At 41.1% G+C, this 16,328-nt stretch carries 11 protein-coding genes and 1 pseudogene; 2 read left to right on the top strand and 10 right to left on the bottom strand.

The window, feature by feature from the left end; all coding sequences use genetic code 11:
- Nucleotides 1-554: 554 nt before the first annotated feature.
- Nucleotides 555-2,393: an NACHT domain-containing NTPase gene (locus AB4503_RS10915; protein ID WP_372114594.1), complete on the bottom strand. Its 1,839-nt coding sequence runs from the start codon at nt 2,391-2,393 to the stop codon at nt 555-557.
- A 1,389-nt stretch (nt 2,394-3,782) separates the two neighbouring features.
- On the opposite strand from AB4503_RS10915, the pseudogene AB4503_RS10910 reads away from it, so the two are divergent.
- Nucleotides 3,783-5,090 (top strand): annotated as a pseudogene (locus AB4503_RS10910) (GGDEF domain-containing protein).
- An 807-nt stretch (nt 5,091-5,897) separates the two neighbouring features.
- Here the strand turns inward: AB4503_RS10910 and AB4503_RS10905 are convergent.
- The 9 genes from AB4503_RS10905 to AB4503_RS10865 all read right to left on the bottom strand — a co-directional run bounded on the left by AB4503_RS10905 (nt 5,898) and on the right by AB4503_RS10865 (nt 14,524).
- Nucleotides 5,898-6,050, bottom strand: coding sequence for a YoaH family protein (locus tag AB4503_RS10905; protein ID WP_017073513.1), 153 nt, complete (start codon nt 6,048-6,050; stop codon nt 5,898-5,900).
- Nucleotides 6,051-6,091: 41 nt separating this feature from the next.
- On the bottom strand, nt 6,092-7,246 hold the full coding sequence (locus AB4503_RS10900) for a conjugal transfer protein TraF (RefSeq protein ID WP_372114592.1): 1,155 nt from the start codon (nt 7,244-7,246) through the stop codon (nt 6,092-6,094).
- Nucleotides 7,247-7,296: 50 nt separating this feature from the next.
- Nucleotides 7,297-8,184, bottom strand: a complete 888-nt coding sequence (locus tag AB4503_RS10895; RefSeq protein WP_029235234.1) for a DUF2861 family protein — start codon at nt 8,182-8,184, stop codon at nt 7,297-7,299.
- Nucleotides 8,184-8,843 carry a response regulator transcription factor VxrB gene (vxrB, locus tag AB4503_RS10890; RefSeq protein ID WP_017060099.1) on the bottom strand — a complete coding sequence of 220 codons (660 nt, stop codon included), beginning with the start codon at nt 8,841-8,843 and terminating at the stop codon, nt 8,184-8,186. Before vxrB ends, AB4503_RS10895 begins: the two co-directional genes overlap by 1 nt.
- On the bottom strand, nt 8,818-10,290 hold the full coding sequence (gene vxrA, locus AB4503_RS10885; protein WP_372114590.1) for a sensor histidine kinase VxrA: 1,473 nt from the start codon (nt 10,288-10,290) through the stop codon (nt 8,818-8,820). The genes vxrB and vxrA overlap by 26 nt, the downstream gene beginning before the upstream one ends.
- 289 nt (nt 10,291-10,579) lie before the next feature.
- Entirely contained in the window at nt 10,580-11,977 is a 1,398-nt protein-coding gene (pntB, locus tag AB4503_RS10880; protein ID WP_017064580.1) for a Re/Si-specific NAD(P)(+) transhydrogenase subunit beta, read from the bottom strand.
- Between the two features lie 10 nt (nt 11,978-11,987).
- Complete coding sequence (gene pntA, locus AB4503_RS10875) at nt 11,988-13,535, bottom strand: Re/Si-specific NAD(P)(+) transhydrogenase subunit alpha (protein WP_371720917.1); 1,548 nt, start codon at nt 13,533-13,535, stop codon at nt 11,988-11,990.
- 300 nt (nt 13,536-13,835) lie between these two features.
- Nucleotides 13,836-14,117 carry an HlyU family transcriptional regulator gene (locus AB4503_RS10870; RefSeq protein WP_004731023.1) on the bottom strand — a complete coding sequence of 94 codons (282 nt, stop codon included), beginning with the start codon at nt 14,115-14,117 and terminating at the stop codon, nt 13,836-13,838.
- 38 nt (nt 14,118-14,155) lie between these two features.
- Complete coding sequence (locus AB4503_RS10865; RefSeq protein ID WP_017060104.1) at nt 14,156-14,524, bottom strand: late competence development ComFB family protein; 369 nt, start codon at nt 14,522-14,524, stop codon at nt 14,156-14,158.
- 475 nt (nt 14,525-14,999) lie between these two features.
- Here AB4503_RS10865 and AB4503_RS10860 point away from each other — a divergent pair, with 475 nt between their 5' ends.
- A complete protein-coding gene (locus AB4503_RS10860; RefSeq protein ID WP_032546996.1) occupies nt 15,000-16,241 on the top strand; it encodes a GGDEF domain-containing protein in 1,242 nt (413 codons plus the stop codon).
- Nucleotides 16,242-16,328: the final 87 nt, after the last annotated feature.

Genomic DNA, 16,328 nt, shown 5'->3' with positions numbered 1-16,328 from the left:
TCGTCTGTAAGCTTCCATGCTGAGTTTTTTAAACCCAACTTACAGCTCGCTCTAAAGTTTGTGTTTGTTGGTTCGATTATTGGATTACTCTGTGTGTTCATCAGATCTCCGTAATGTCATGAACAGACATGTTCACATGGGTTAAGTCACTTTACCGAAACTCACAAACATCCATGCTCGCGGTTATTTGCCTTTAGACTATCGTTGGAATGTATTTAAGGTTCACTTTGACCGTGCTACCTTGGTCACGAACGACGCGAGTTTAATCCGAAAGAATTGCTCAGTTTTGCGTATTAGCGCGACGAACATCGTCAGCTCGTCGAACGCCACGGTCGAATTGATTCCCCCAAAATATTATCCCCCGAAAGCGCATCCGCTGCCGTTTCGGGGGGGAACGTCGTATACCAAAGATACCTTGGGTTCAAACACACACACAGATATTATTAAGTTGTCGCTCCACTATATTGCTCACTAAGAGTCCATTGAGGTTTGGACTACATTGAGGAGCCTACTTATATAAATCGTGGTGATATTTTTCAACGCATAAAACAAATCTATAAATCAGATACATCATTTTCATCGGAAGATTCTTTTTGGTCATAAAAGTAATCTAACTTCTCTTCTAATTCAGATTCAACAGAATCTAAAGAAATTTCCTGTTCGGCAAAAGATCTTAAAACACTATTTACAATTTTATCTTCTAAACCATATTTAGAAACTATGTCATTCATTGAGTACATATTTTCAAGACGATGTAATTTATGTGCAGGATTTAAATCTTGACACAAGTCTGTTAGGTCAAGTTCATATATTTCTTTATTTATCAGACCTAAAACCTCATCTAGATATTCTTCATCAATCAACTTCCTATAAAAATACAAATCCATTGGTTTGGTTTCTATAATGCTCGCGTCTTTTGATATATATTTTGAGTTAATCATAAACCTCACCAAATGACTAAAATCATAAGTTCTTAAAACTGAAACATCAAAATCATCACTATATGGTCTAATGAACTTTTCATTTAGTAAATATGGAACAAGTAGGTACTCGAAAAAGTAAACCTGATCTATTTCATAAAGAAAGTCTAGAGTTTTATTAACCTTATTTCTAAATTCTACGTTTTTTAAACAGTTGCTGTAAAACTGTTCTTTTTTATTATGATGAAGACCTTCAACATGTTTTGCAGCATAAAATTCCTGAAAACTTTTATGCATAAACTTATAATTATTTCTGCCATCCGATATAACTATATTACATACCTTAGTTAGACATCGAAATAAAGGTGTAACATTCGAACTATCAAGTTTCTTCTTTTTTAAAATACTTTCAGATAACTTGTCAAATTCATTGTTATTAAACTCATAAATGTCATCACACCCAAGCTTATATGAGATATTATACACAACTTCTAATATTTGATAATCATGAAGACCAATACCTATCTCTCGATCAACTCTCTTACCTGACTTAGTCCCATCATGAACTCTTAGTAACGTACTAAATACATTTTCATAGAATTGCGACATCGTTTCAGGAAGGTGTTTCCAATGCTCATACGTAACATTAATTAAAACGGCCAGCAATGGCGTTTTAATTACACCCGACACAAATTTACTCTTATATATTTCCCTTATAGCCTCTTGCGCTCTTAACTTATCACCGCTAGCTTTTAAAATTATTTCAAAAGCTTGTTCTCTGTTTATATCCATTAATTTGTAGTTGGTGGAAAACTGATTTTTAGTTATTTGAAGATCAGGTCTAGTCGTCACCGTGATACTCGTATTAGGATATTTTTGGTGTAATTTTGTTATTTCACTGACACAAGTATCCATTAAATAACTAGGTAACTCGTCGAAAGCATCAAAAAACAGTATCAAGTTACCATCTGTAAGTAACTTTTCAAGGAATGAAACATTCACACTCAGCCCATTATTGTTAAGCCAATCACAAAGTTGCTGTTCTAAACCTCCATCTCTGAAATACTTCAATTCAAAGAAAATTGGAATCTCATGTGATTCTTTTTCAAGAACTATTTTTTTCATCAGATATCTTAGCATAGTTGACTTACCATGACCTGCAACACCAGAAATTACATTAATATGCCTTGATTTGATAAATAACTTTTCGGCTGAAACTTCAATATTATCTGATGTTTTCATATTTATCGGGACATAAACTTCATCAATAAACACTTTCTTATCTGGGTTTGTGATTGTATAGAAATAGAAATAGCTAACTACTTTCTCTGAGTAACATTCCATTTCCTTTTTCCCAGCATAATTACTCCATTTTTCAAAAAGTTTTTTCTTAATAAATTTAACAATCTCCGAAGCTTCATTTCCTGATACTTTTTTTATAGCTGAATCAGCACTTACACTAACTAAATCCATATATAATTCTCCTGTTATTGCTAGTGATTAAAATTAAAAAAACAAACCTAGGTTATAAAATGCGAATTCACCAACGACTTTACTTCGCTTATGTAAAAACTAACAACCTGATAGTCATAATTTATTTTCTCATGTTGAGTATCGACATTTTATGATGGACATTGATACTTGTGCCGTTTCTCTGCTGTAAAACCAGATACACCCTATCCTTGGCTCTAGCTCCTCTCCTGCGTTTAACGTACCGCTCATTCAATAGCGCATTTTTTAACACATCGAAAACGTGTAACGGCTAGCCAATCTATCCCAATAGCATTTCTGTGTTTTAAGCTAATTGCCATAGTTTTTTCATATTGAAACTTAGTAGCAATTAGATCAAAAATATTTACTACTCTCATTTTTAGTAGCGTAATTATATAAGTAAAGCTCATTTATAACAGTGATTTAAATCATTAGCTATAAAGCTAGATGCTGATAGCTCAGTCTCTTATAGATAACATAAAAAAGAACAACTTTTATAACAAAGTGGCTCTTTGGATTGGTCGGTCTTATCGGGGTTTTTGTAGCGTTTTCTTGTCGTGTTCGCCTTGACCACTCGTCCATTTCTAAGCGTGTAGCCCTTCATTAGCTGGCCGTTTTGCTTTCGGCCTTTGCACTTGTGTCCTTTCATTCGGAATCTCCAGTTTTCGTATCCGTTGCTCTTGGCCTTTTTGCATTCGCTTTATCCAGTTGATGTCCGTTTTCAAAGCTGCAATCGTGCCAAGGCTTGAGATTCAACCTGTAATAAGATCGATGATTAACGCATCAAGGAACGCCATCACTTTGTTTTCCATCGAGATGCGTAGTATTCAAGTAGGTATCCGCATGCCTAGCATATCAACCACAACAGCACCCACTACAAACCAATAAGGGTTAGGGATGCTCTGCAGTGCATTGAAGCCTTGTTCGACATATGGCGCGTAATTGGGAATGAAAGACAAGATGAGTGCTACGAAAGATTAAATAGCTAACAAAGTGTTTCGATAAAATTGAGTTTAAAAGTGACACTGCAACATAACTACCCTCCACTTTAATTGATGAACAGTAACAATTGCCTCGTGACTCGTTATTACAGCAAGCCATAAAACTTGCACACACCACTCTGATTACAACAAACCGAGCCGCTTTAAATTTAACTGTATAAATATACAGTTAAATTGTTACCCCCGTAAAAACCGTACTTATTGAGCAAATAACATTCAGAATCAAGGCTCTGCGTTCAGATTTTAAACTTCCATTTGGTTAAATGAACCTCTTTACTGTATAACCTGAGCTCTGCGTTAGTTTTAGGTATACCGATTCCACCTAGGGCAATACTCAAATAGAATCTTCGATTGCGCCAACTCTAAGGCATTGCGCATTACATTCGAATCACGTGTACGGGTTAGTATCATGAGCGACAAAGCATTCCGAAAACTCAACATATTCCTTTCGATTTTTTGCCTAGCAATCACGCTAGTGTCGTTGATCTTTTTTAATACGCTCATGAATAAGAGCTACGTTATTACACCCGACAAATACCCTACACGCGTTAACACAGACAGAGACCACGATGGTGGCACCGTAGGCTCATTACATAAGTCGAAGATGGAATTGAGTTACAGTGTGACTTCGAACGAACCTATAGCTTACCCTTCTGTGAAATTGAATTCGTTATATCGATACAAGGTAAAGGGCTCGATCTCTCTACGTACGATTCGGTCACCATTAATATGGATTACCAAGGCCAAGAAGACCCAAGGTTTCGCTTCTACATTCGTAATTACGACAAGAATTACAGCGTGAAAGGCGATGCTATGTCGAATAAGTTCAATCGCTTAGACTTCTCGTTACCAGATAAAAACCACATCGACTTAAACTACTTCAACGTTCCTTTTTGGTGGATTGATCATTACAACCAACCGATTACTAGTAGCGCGGTAGACATTACAAACGCGGTGTCTGTTGAGCTCGGGCTTGGAGCGAGCACGCTTGATGGACATCATTCACTTAAGATCTCGAGCATTGTTTTCCACGGTAAAATCATCAGCAAAGCTTTGTTAGGCGAACTCCTAATTGGATTATGGGTGACGTATGCCATCTATTATGTGGGTTGTGCGTTACATATCGCGCAAAGAAGCAAAACGCGTGCAGCAGAGCAACAACGCTATTTGACCGAAGAAATTGAAGAGCTCAAGGTAAAGGCAACAACCGATCCGTTGACCGGATGTAGAAACCGAACCGAAGCGTTAGATACCTTCTATGATTTCGAATGGCTGGCGCAACAAGGAAAAACGATTCACATCGCGTTGTTTGATTTAGACCATTTTAAGCAGATCAATGATCAACATGGCCATGAAGTGGGTGACAAAGTACTTATTCAGTTTGTCGCAACGGCGAACGAGAGCCTTGGTGAGCAGTACTTGCTTTATCGCTGGGGTGGTGGAGGAGTTTCTACTCGTTTGCCTGGAACAAACTGCGCTACAGTGTAACGAATCTATCAATGATTTTTACCTAGCAATGGACCAAAGCCCTTGGCCTAATGCGCTTAAAGTGACGACTTCGACCGAAGTAACGCAGCTTAACGAGCATGAATCGATACGTACTGCCATCAAACGTGCAGACAAAGCGCTCTACCAAGCGAAAGACAACGGACGAAACCAAGTCGTTACGTTTTATTAAGCCTCGCTAGACTGGACTGCAGTTACACATTCAACTCTCTGCTAATACTCAATCACACGCCATTAATGCCCTGTCGATATCTACTCTCCAATTAAGCACCCGTTAGATTCTTAAGTGCTGACCAAACAAGCCCATAAGCTTTGCTGTCTCATCAGAACTTAAATCGATTCGTATGACTATAAGCGCGCTCTCGCCATCTGCTATAACACCATCTGTAATAACACCGTTTGCTATAACACCATCGATAGCATTCTCAGGTTGATACTTATCGTTCCTGAATCGCTCTATAAACCGCTCTTCCGTACGCCTCTAAGCTTCCTAACCATTTGTTTTAAAAGTCCACATATTTGGCTAGTAACGCGCGCTCTAACCAGTGGTAAGTCACTCGCGGTATCGGTTTGAACATTACCGTCGCTACTTATCTCGCGCTGTTTTTAGATGAAATCCTCATTTGTCTGCTTCTGAACATTCATACACTCGTATCCGCAAAAAATAGAAGTCACAACGTCACTAGCCTTAAAAAACGCCACATTTTTAACCACTTAGACGTGGTGACATAAATGCTGACACCTAAAATGGCGATTGTTTTACTTTCAGATCTTGCTGTAATTTAATTACAACTCAAAGCCAAGAAAAGCCTGAAAAGTGGATTACTCCGACGTAACTTGCTGAATATAAGGTATTTAATGGTTTTTGGTAGATTGGGATTTAGGGTAACTAAAGAGTTGGGGTGTACGAGATAATATACTAGAGGGTAATATATTTAGTTATAGTGCATTACGGTGTTAAAAAAGAAGGGCTGATGCCCTACTCTTCTTTATTACTCATTTCTTCACGAATTTGCTCAGCAACAATTTTGATCGCTTGTCCTGTGCTGATGCCTTGAGTCATCATTTCTTGAATTCGTTCAACAGCTTTCTGTTGTTCTTCGTGAGAAAGGGTTGGTAAGTCGTTTAGCATGCTCTGCTCCTTTATTTAGGAGCAGAACTATATAAGGACTGTTAGTAACTAGCAAGGAAATTGATTGAAGCACCCATTGCATTTTCGTTTGTGTAGTTCGCACTTAGATCTAACTGGAACAAGTTGAGTGGCGAGATACCAATACCGGCTGTGACTGTTCCTTCCGAATCAGAGTAAGCTAGGTTCTTGTAGTACCCTCCCCTTAGCTTAAGTTGACGTAACAGGTCGACTTCAGTACCAACACGAATCATCTGTTCGTTGTCTTCGAACGAAGTAAACTTCTCTGCTTCATTCAAATCATAATCAACACTCAACGTAAAGTAATCAGAAACGATCCCCGCACCAACAGTGTAGACAGGCCCCAGGTTATAAGAATGACTCGATGTTACTGTTCTTGTAGCCCCTGTGCTGCTTGTTAGCTGTTGGCTAACGGATTTAGTTTCAATCTCACGGTCTATAATATTCGTTGCAGAAAAACCCACTCTAAATGGGCCGTAAAACCAAAGCGCACCTGCATCAATATTAAATGTAGTTTCCGCGGTGTCGTTTTCTCGAACATCACTTAGATCGTAGTTTTGTGCCGAGGCAATGTAGTTATACGTATAGATTCTTTGGAGTTTTGGAGAAATACCAAACGACAAATGTTGTCCCATGAACGTTTGATATTTTGCTAATGATATACCAGCTTCCATAATGCCAATAGAAACAGCTTTAACAGCAGTTAACTCAGCATTAACCAAGTCACTATTAGCAGCGTCACTAGATGTATCAGGGGTTACAAATGATTCAGTGTATGCTTTTGCAAATACGTTTGCTGCAATATACTGATTTGGTAGAGCGAATGCTACAACACCACCTAAATCAACATTCAGGCTATCACCATTAAGAGCATCTAGATCAGAACCAGTCACAGTACCTGACTCAATGCTGTCAACTAAATTATCGATATCATCAACTAAGTTATTAGGGTCATTATAATTACCGCCAAAACTTGGCGTGATCATTCCCATGTCATCATTACGACGATAAATGGCAACAAGTGCTGGGTTATAGAATGGAGCAGTTAGGAAGTTTGCTGAAACAACACCAACACCACCCATCGCATCACCACGCGCTTCAATGGCGTAGTTTGCTGCTGAAAGAGGAAGACTGGCGAATGCAATTGACGCTGCGAGTAGTTTTGTAGTTTTTTTCATGCCGTTTATCTTTGTTAGATCCCTTACATAGTTAACGGCACAATTTTAAATTACTTTAACTCTTCTTCGCTAGAAATATCATAAGTTTTACTGATAGTTTGTGCTTGTTCTATCGCTATGTCGCCTTGCCAGCGTGAATGCACCATTGAAACCGCTAAAACATAGCGATCATTAGGAAGTTCTTCACCAGTAAGGTTCATTGGATAATCAGATTCGTAGCTCTTGCCCCAGACCTGTTCATAGTGTTCATCAACGTAATCGTACAAACCGATTTCGAGCTTAGGGAGCGGACAATAAGGATTGAGTAGTTCTTTTTTATCGATTCGCCACGTGTCTTTTGATGCCCAGCGAACTTGTTGACGCATGGCAACTTCACCCAAAACAACCCAAGTGCTCCAAGACTTTCCGCCATCACCTTTAACGCTTAAACGGTATAAACCGGATTCAAGTTGAGAGGCTAAATTGTAACGCTTGCGGTATAGACTCACCGATGCGTTGTTAACCACTTCACTGTCTTTGGTTAACTCACTGTCCGAAGAAACGATCTTATCGACCCACTTCTCGAAGGTAATGTCTTGAATGTTGTTTTCGGATTCAACATTAATCGATACACGAAAGGTATCTCGGCCAGGGCTTTGAATGATGTGTCTTTTAACGACGACTGAACTAATCCAATCTGGGAGTGTTTTTCTGGTGAGAGTTTTACCACAATCTTTGTTCAATGCTTGATCGAACAGTTCATTGAGGTGATCTTCTCGTGATTGAGACGAGTTGATTTGCCAAACTTCCACTAATGAGTCAAACATCTGAGGTAAATCATTATCTAGCAGATGTTTATGAACTTGAGTCAGAGCATCGCTGCTCTTAAACCAATCCGTTGCTTGCGCGGTATTCGCTACGCAAGAAAACATTAATAGTGGAAGTAAGGCTATTCTCATTACGCTTTCATCTTGTAACCAACGCCACGCAGCGTTTCAATTTCTAGACCCGGCAGTTTCTGTCTTAGTTGCAGAACGTGCGTGTCTACCGTACGTGTTGTTGGGAAATGGTTGTAACCCCATACATGGTCAAGCAGCTCATCACGTGTAAACACACGTCCAAGGTTACTTGCCAAGAACAGTAGAAGGTCAAATTCAGTGCGCGTTAACGTTACTTCCTGTTCATTGAAAAACACTTCACGTGTCGCTTTATCGATAACAAGATTCTGAGCGATAACTTTTGATGCATCTTGTTCTTCAGAATCTGGCAGGCGAAGTTGAGCACGAATTCGAGCAAATAGCTCAGCCTCTGCGAATGGCTTTGTTAAGTAGTCGTTTGCACCTGAATCTAGGCCCGCTACTTTGTCTTTTACTGTCACGAGAGCCGTCAGCAAAATAACTGGGATATCTTTCTTTTTCTTCCAACCTGGAAGTGAATCTACTGAGTCGCCATCAGGAAGTTGACGGTCTAGAATCACTAGATCCGCTTGTTCCCAGTAGCCTTCAACTTCAGAGATCAGTTCTGCATGCAAACATTCATATCCAGCTTGCTCAAGGCTAACTAATAAACCGTCAGCTAAATTTTTATCATCTTCAACGAGAAGCAATGTCTGTTTCACAAGGTATCTCCAAAATAAATGTTGTTGGGGGGCCGATAAGCGTCATGTGACCGCCCATTTTTCCAACCATAGATTCCACTATCGTCAGACCTAAACCGAGTCCACTCTTACTTACGAATGGCTTTCTTAGTTGCCCCCAATCTTTGCGAGACAAGTCTCCATTATCTATAACTTTGAATGTCAGCTTCTTGTCAGAAGTATTCAGTTCTAGAATTACTGGAGCCACACCGTATTTCACGGCATTTCTGATTAGGTTATCGATGCACGTTCCCAACCAATATACGTTCACTTTTGCAGCTATATCTTTGTTTACACGGAGTTCAATCCCCGGCGCAAAGTCTTCTTCAACTTTGTATTGGAGCCACTCTTCAACACTTGGCACCCACTCTGTTGCGAGCGGTTGATTATCTGATTGCAGGTAATCTTTACTTGCTTCCGCCAACTGTCTTAAACGGCGTGTATCTTCACACAGCCTACGGAACTCATCATATACCGATTCTGGTAAGTGTTCGAACTCACGCCTGAACCCTTCCACCGTCAATGACAAACTCGCAATCGGCGTTCTTAATTCGTGCGTTAGGATTTGAAGAACCAGCATGCGACTCTTCATCTCTTGTTTCTTGCTGTTCCAGCGGTAAATCGCCCAACCTAAGACAAGCATGATGTTGGCAATAACCAAGATAAACATGGCGACTTGCAGAAGCTCTGAATGATCTTCTATTTCCCAACACACATTACCACGCTGGACAAAACAGCTTTTACCTTCTGAAGACAAGCTAAACGATAACCCAGCAAGCGTGGCATTTTCGTTCCAGACTGATTTTTTATACAGGTAATATCTGTCGCCGCGTTTTACCCACATCTCATCAAGCTCAACAAACATACTGGCACCCGCTAACAGCGCGGTGGTTGCTTCGCTATCCATTTGTTGCAAGCGAGACAGTAGTTCATCGTGTTCGGTGTTTGGTCGCTCTTGAATATGCATAAAGCGCTTCAGAGAGTCGAATTTTTCTGGGTACTTCTCAACGTATCGTGCCGCATAAGAACCGCCGCCAGGGTGAATCAAACCACTACGGCTAAACCAACGGTCAGAAAGCTTGGTGCCTTTACACATTGCACGAGTAAAAACTAAAGGCTCAGTAATCAAAGGGCTTAACGGCAGTTTACCACTACAGGTTTTTGATAACTGGTACAAGCGCTGAATGTCTTTTAACGGGTACTCTGCTGTTTGTGGCAGCATAGAAGACGGCATGATCAAACGTGTTGGATAATCAGCCTGTAGCACTCGAATATCGTAAGATTCGATTGCCGTTTCATGATCAAAGAGTTTGGTGAAATTATCGATACGCTCAGGTAAAGAGTCAGCAAATGCGTTTGCAGACACAGACAACGTAGCGATAAGAAGAGTAAATGTTCTTTTGATGATCACAAACCAACGCAAATTCATATAGATCAACCAAATATATACCATTCGCTATCAAAGATAAATTTTTAACCGCATGAAAAACTTTGAGAATGGCGAGCTACAGAGATAAAGGCCAATATATTACGGCCACATTGTACATACGTACTAGTAGGCTGATTGGCAAGCCAAACCTCAATTGCGACAAGTTTTGCATCAGGCTTCGTCAACTTCGTATCAACTGAGATCACACATAGAGTCGCTTTCGTAAGATAAAAAAAGGAGCTCAAATGAGCTCCTTATCGAGTTGTTACATATTGTTTAGAGGTGATCTCTATAGATGTTCTAAGATACTTAGACAACTCTTTTTAGCGTCGCCAAACAGCATCTGCGTGTTCTCTTTGAAGAACAGTGGGTTTTGCACACCGGCGTAACCTGTGTTCATCGAACGCTTGAATACGATAACATTCTGAGCGTTCCAAACTTCAAGTACTGGCATACCAGCAATTGGGCTGTTTGGATCTTCAAGTGCTGCAGGGTTTACGGTGTCATTCGCACCAATTACCAATACAGTATCTGTCTCATCGAAGTCATCGTTGATTTCGTCCATTTCTAGAACGATATCGTAAGGCACTTTCGCTTCAGCAAGCAGTACGTTCATGTGACCCGGTAACCTACCAGCAACTGGGTGGATACCAAATCGAACATTAATGCCCTGCGCTCGTAGCTTCTCAGTGATTTCATGCACTGGGTATTGTGCTTGAGCTACTGCCATGCCGTATCCAGGAGTGATGATTACTGACTTAGAGTTTTTCAGCATATCAGCCACATCTTCAGCTGATGTTTCGCGGTGTTCACCTTGCTCTTCATCGCCATCAGACACAACCACTTCTTGGCCGAATCCACCAGCAATAACGCTGATGAAAGAGCGGTTCATCGCCTTACACATAATGTAAGACAGAATCGCACCCGACGAACCAACCAATGCACCAGTTACGATAAGCAGATCGTTTGCAAGCATGAAACCTGCCGCTGCTGCTGCCCAACCAGAGTACGAGTTAAGCATAGAGACAACTACTGGCATATCTGCACCGCCAATCGATGCCACTAGGTGGTAACCGAATGCGAATGCGATAAGTGTCATCACCATTAGTGCGAACATGCTGCCGTCTGCTTTAACGAACATGATCATCAGCAGTGTAGAAACTACGATAGCCGCTAGATTCCACTTGTGCTTATGAGGGATGTTCAATGCAGACGAAGAGATAACGCCACGAAGCTTACCAAACGCAACAATAGAACCCGTGAACGTCACCGCACCGATAAACACGCCAAGGAACACTTCCACTAGATGGATAACGTGCTCTGCATGAATATCTGCAGGGTTGATAGAAACAGCAGCAGGTGGATCGATGTAGCTGTTGTAACCTACAAGTACTGCAGCCATACCTACGAAGCTGTGCAGAATTGCAACCAGCTCTGGCATTTCAGTCATTTCTACTTTTCTTGCGTAGTGGATACCAATACCACCACCGATCACCATAGCAATGATGATCCACACAATACCAGCAGAGTGAGGGCCAAAGATCGTTGCGATCAACGCGATTGCCATACCCGTGATACCGTAATAGTTACCTGCACGCGCAGATTCCTGTTTCGATAACCCAGCCAAGCTCATAATAAAGAATACAGCAGCAACAATATAAGCTGCTTGTACTAATCCTTCAGACATCTGTTACTCCTTAGTCTTTACGGAACATTTCAAGCATACGTTTGGTCACGGTAAAGCCACCAAAGATATTGATACTTGCAATTAATACGGCAATAAATGATAAGAACGTGACGACGCCACTTCCTTGCCCGATCTGTAACAGTGCACCTACTACAATGATGCCTGAAATCGCGTTAGTCACGGACATCAAAGGCGTATGCAGAGAATGGCTTACATTCCAAACTACGTAATAACCCACCACACAAGCGAGAACAAAAACGGTAAAGTGAGATAAGAACGCAGCTGGAGCAACCGAAGCTACCCAAGCGAATGCACCAACAGCTACCGCCATACCCGCCACTTTCTTAATTGGAGAAACAGGTTCTTCAACTTTAGGCTCTGGTTTGGCCGCTTTTGGCTTAACTTGTTGTGGTTGAGCTGAAACTTGAATTGGTGGAGCTGGCCAAGTGACCTCGCCCTCTTTAACCACAGTAACACCACGCAGAACAACATCTTCAAAGTCGATTTTGATGTTGCCATCTTTCTCTTTGCAAAGCAGTTTCAGAAGGTTAACTAGGTTCGTTGCATACAGTTGAGATGATTGAGTCGGCAGTCGACCAACCATATCAGTGTAACCAACCACCTTCACACCATTAGCCGTTGTAATGACTTGATCCGCAACCGTGTATTCACAGTTACCGCCATTGGCCGCCGCAAGGTCTACAATCACACTACCTGCACTCATGCTGTCTACCATCTCTTTGGTAATCAGCTTCGGAGCCGGGCGACCTGGAATCAGCGCCGTTGTAATGATGATATCAACGTCTTTTGCTTGAGCTGCATAAAGCTCTTCCGCTTTCTTATTGAATGCTTCAGACATCTCTTTTGCGTAGCCGTCACCAGCACTGGTATCTTCCTTGAAATCCACTTCCAAGAATTCAGCACCCATCGACTCAACTTGTTCTTTAACTTCAGGACGAACATCGAATGAACGAACGATTGCACCTAAGCTACCCGCAGCGCCGATTGCCGCTAGGCCAGCAACACCAGCACCTGCAACCAGTACTTTTGCTGGCGGAACTTTACCCGCAGCCGTAATCTGACCCGTGAAGAATCGACCAAACTCATGCGCCGCTTCAACAACAGCACGATAACCCGCGATGTTTGCCATAGAACTCAATGCATCTAACGCCTGAGCTCTTGAAATTCGTGGTACAGAATCCATCGCCATCACGTTGATGTTACGACTGGACAATTGTTCCATTAATTCTGGATTTTGGGCAGGCCAAATAAAGCTGACCAATGTTGCGCCATCTTTAAGAAGATCGATTTCATTTTTAGACTCGTCAACGATCGGAGCGTTAACTTTAAAGATAATATCGGATTTCCAAGCTTCATCTGCGGTGACAACTTTTGCTCCAGCTTGTTCATAAGCTGCATCTTCAAAACTTGCTAACGCACCTGCTTGTGATTCAACACAAACTTCAAATCCTAATTTTAGAAGCTGTTCTACCGATTTCGGCGAAGCAGCGACTCGCGTTTCACCTGCGAGCGTTTCTCTTGGTACACCAATTTGCATAGCTATTCCTTGACTATTGGCACGAATGACTTATTCGTTTGTATCTAACGACAACTAATACTTCAAGCGTTTTGTTCAAAGAACAGGAAAAGTTATTACTTATAACGATTTGGACGGAATTTGAGCGCTTCATTTGGATAAATGACGACCGTCTCGAACGAAGAGGTCAAACCACTTGCCAATAATCCTTTTAATAACAACCTACTAGCTGTTCTTTGTCCCTAAAACTAAAAAGAGCTTTCAGCATATACACTGAAAGCTCTCTAAATTATGACCAACATCAATTCTAACCCTAATTGGCTAGCTAAATATATTGTCGCCCATTTGGTCGATGAACATCTGCGATTTTTTGAGCATCAATTCGTCGGCATCTTGTTTGTTTGAAACAACATCTGAACGAATAAAACGGTGAGTTTTGATTTCACCATCGAATTCTTTCTCGATTCGCCCAGCAACACGGTATTGACCAGATTCTGCAATGGCATCTTGATAGATATTGAAACCCTTATATTCGACTGGCTCAATCTCTACTTTTTGTTCGGTTTTTTCTTTGCCACCAAATAATCTAGAAAAGAATCCCACGTTTTTACTCCTTAAATGACCGTATTCACCCTAAACTATCATGACTGTTTACGGTTCAACAACGGCTTTTCATACCATTGCAATTCTACGTCATCGTCAAAATTGTGTTGACTAAATATAACAGGCACATTGTCATCACGTTCACGTCTTCGATCGTCAATAATCATACTTTCTGCATTTTTGACCGCGATCTCACTATTGCGTTTATAGAGCACCAATTTGTCTTCTGGCAATGCTGACAGAAAATCGATATCAAAACGAATATAGATAGGTTTTAGCTGACCCAAAGCCAAGCACGCGAGATCGGCCAACTGTTCGTTGGTATAACTAGACACATATTCCTCGGTAGCCAATACATGACCGACCAGAGTTTCCATATAGTTATGTACATCAACACTAATTTGCATACCACACCTCCATTTGTAGCGGTTTTTCTAGTCGCAGTCGTTTCTAAAGTCACTTGAAACCATGCAATTCCTAATAGCTTTCTATAACTCAGTTATAGGTTTTACTGTCCATAGTTGAAACTTAGGCATTATTTAATCTTACTCTGACTTCATTGCAGATCTTCGTCGCTTAATGAAAAGGTCACTCAATGATAACTGATCATCAAGCCCTTTAAGTGACAGCGCCAACGTAAGAGCAGCAGAGCAGATTTTGTTAAGTATCTATAACGACTAATTAATTTCTCATATATACTGTGTAGTTCGTTCTAAGGTTAATAGCAACTCAAATACATATAAAAATGATTGCACCAATAGCGACCTATGACTATGTTTTTGCTCTAATTTAGGCAAAAAGCTTGGCAATCGCTTGTTTAACCGTATCCTACGCATAGTATTAAATAATAAGATCATCAATATAGTTAGGCTCACCACATAAATGGCATCATCTTTTGTAACGTCGAGCATGTTTCGATTTTGCTTCCCTTTAGTCCTGTTAACAATTTTGCTCGTTGGTATGGACAACGTCATTCTCGTGACGGACTCAAATTTAGGGTTTGCTAGCAACCTCCCTTACATTTTATTGAGCGTTGCGGTTCTGCTATGCCATACGTTCAGACAAGGTCGAATGGCGATGGTATCGGTGACCATGCTTGTCGCTTATCTGATCATCCAAGTTCGCTTACAAACGCCTCTCAATACTGGCACAACGCTATTAGAGCTCTCGTTACTTGCGGCATTAGTACCTGTCACTTGCTTACTTGTTTATGCCTTCCCTGATAACGGCGTAAACTCAAAGTCGATGCTGCTCTACGCCATCGTTCTTGTTCTATTTATGGTGTGGGCACAATTGATCGTCTCTCACTTCCATGCCGGCGGTTTTGAATCATGGAGTGATGGTCTTCTATTTATTGTCAGAGACTTCTCCAAACTGCCTTTTGTTTTAGTGCTGTATAGCCTTTGCTTGCTTGGCCTTACTGCCATTCTCGTGTTGGTGTATAACCGCTCTATCGATGTTGTGGTTTATAGCGCTATCCTGCTTTCTTCTTGTACGTTCATCTTCTTCGATATTCAGTACATCTCGAGCACCATGTTCTCGCTGTCAGGCACACTGATCATCGTCTATGTGATGTCTGCTAGTCATGATATGGCCTTTAATGACCAACTGACTAACATTCCAGGTCGACACGCCTTAGAAGTCGATATGAAGCACTTGGGGCGTAAGTATTCGATGGCGATGGTCGATATCGATCACTTTAAGCAATTCAACGACACCTACGGACATGACATTGGGGACGATGTGTTAAAACTGGTGGCACGCATTCTGAGAGAAACCACAGGCGGCGCTAAAGCTTATCGCTATGGTGGAGAAGAGTTCACGATTATCTTCAAAGGAAAACATTCGGAACAAGTTAAAGAGCACCTTCAAGCTCTGATTTCCGAGGTTCAAAACTACGACATGACGATTCGTAATAGTCATGAACGCCCCGACGATCATGAAGTGGGTATGAAAAAGCGTGGCAAGAAAGGCAAACCATCGGAAGTGGTGAATGTGACGGTGAGTATTGGATTGTCTGATAGTACAACCACCAGACATCCTGAAGAGGTGTTGAAGCTTGCTGACCAAGCGCTGTATAAAGCGAAAGAAACCGGTCGAAACAAACTGTGTATTGACCGTTAACAATAGTTGATAGCGAAAGATATTGAGTGCTAGAGATCTAAATAGCTTAAGCCATTAATAGCGATCTGCTTCAATAACTATCACTTC

The organism is Vibrio sp. 10N.222.55.B11 (genome assembly GCF_041473705.1).
In the GTDB taxonomy this organism is placed as follows: Bacteria; Pseudomonadota; Gammaproteobacteria; order Enterobacterales; family Vibrionaceae; genus Vibrio; species Vibrio crassostreae_C.
The sequence above is the reverse complement of the archived record's forward strand: the minus strand, read 5'-3'. Positions and strand labels throughout refer to the sequence as shown.

What these genes read in the sequence shown, in the direction of transcription:
- AB4503_RS10915 (WP_372114594.1), bottom strand. Translation starts at nt 2,393, where the DNA reads ATGGATTTAGTTAGTGTAAGTGCTGATTCAGCTATAAAAAAAGTATCA.
- AB4503_RS10905 (WP_017073513.1), bottom strand. Translation starts at nt 6,050, where the DNA reads ATGCTAAACGACTTACCAACCCTTTCTCACGAAGAACAACAGAAAGCT.
- AB4503_RS10900 (WP_372114592.1), bottom strand. Translation starts at nt 7,246, where the DNA reads ATGAAAAAAACTACAAAACTACTCGCAGCGTCAATTGCATTCGCCAGT.
- AB4503_RS10895 (WP_029235234.1), bottom strand. Translation starts at nt 8,184, where the DNA reads ATGAGAATAGCCTTACTTCCACTATTAATGTTTTCTTGCGTAGCGAAT.
- vxrA (WP_372114590.1), bottom strand. Translation starts at nt 10,290, where the DNA reads ATGAATTTGCGTTGGTTTGTGATCATCAAAAGAACATTTACTCTTCTT.
- pntB (WP_017064580.1), bottom strand. Translation starts at nt 11,977, where the DNA reads ATGTCTGAAGGATTAGTACAAGCAGCTTATATTGTTGCTGCTGTATTC.
- pntA (WP_371720917.1), bottom strand. Translation starts at nt 13,535, where the DNA reads ATGCAAATTGGTGTACCAAGAGAAACGCTCGCAGGTGAAACGCGAGTC.
- AB4503_RS10865 (WP_017060104.1), bottom strand. Translation starts at nt 14,524, where the DNA reads ATGCAAATTAGTGTTGATGTACATAACTATATGGAAACTCTGGTCGGT.
- AB4503_RS10860 (WP_032546996.1), top strand. Translation starts at nt 15,000, where the DNA reads ATGGCATCATCTTTTGTAACGTCGAGCATGTTTCGATTTTGCTTCCCT.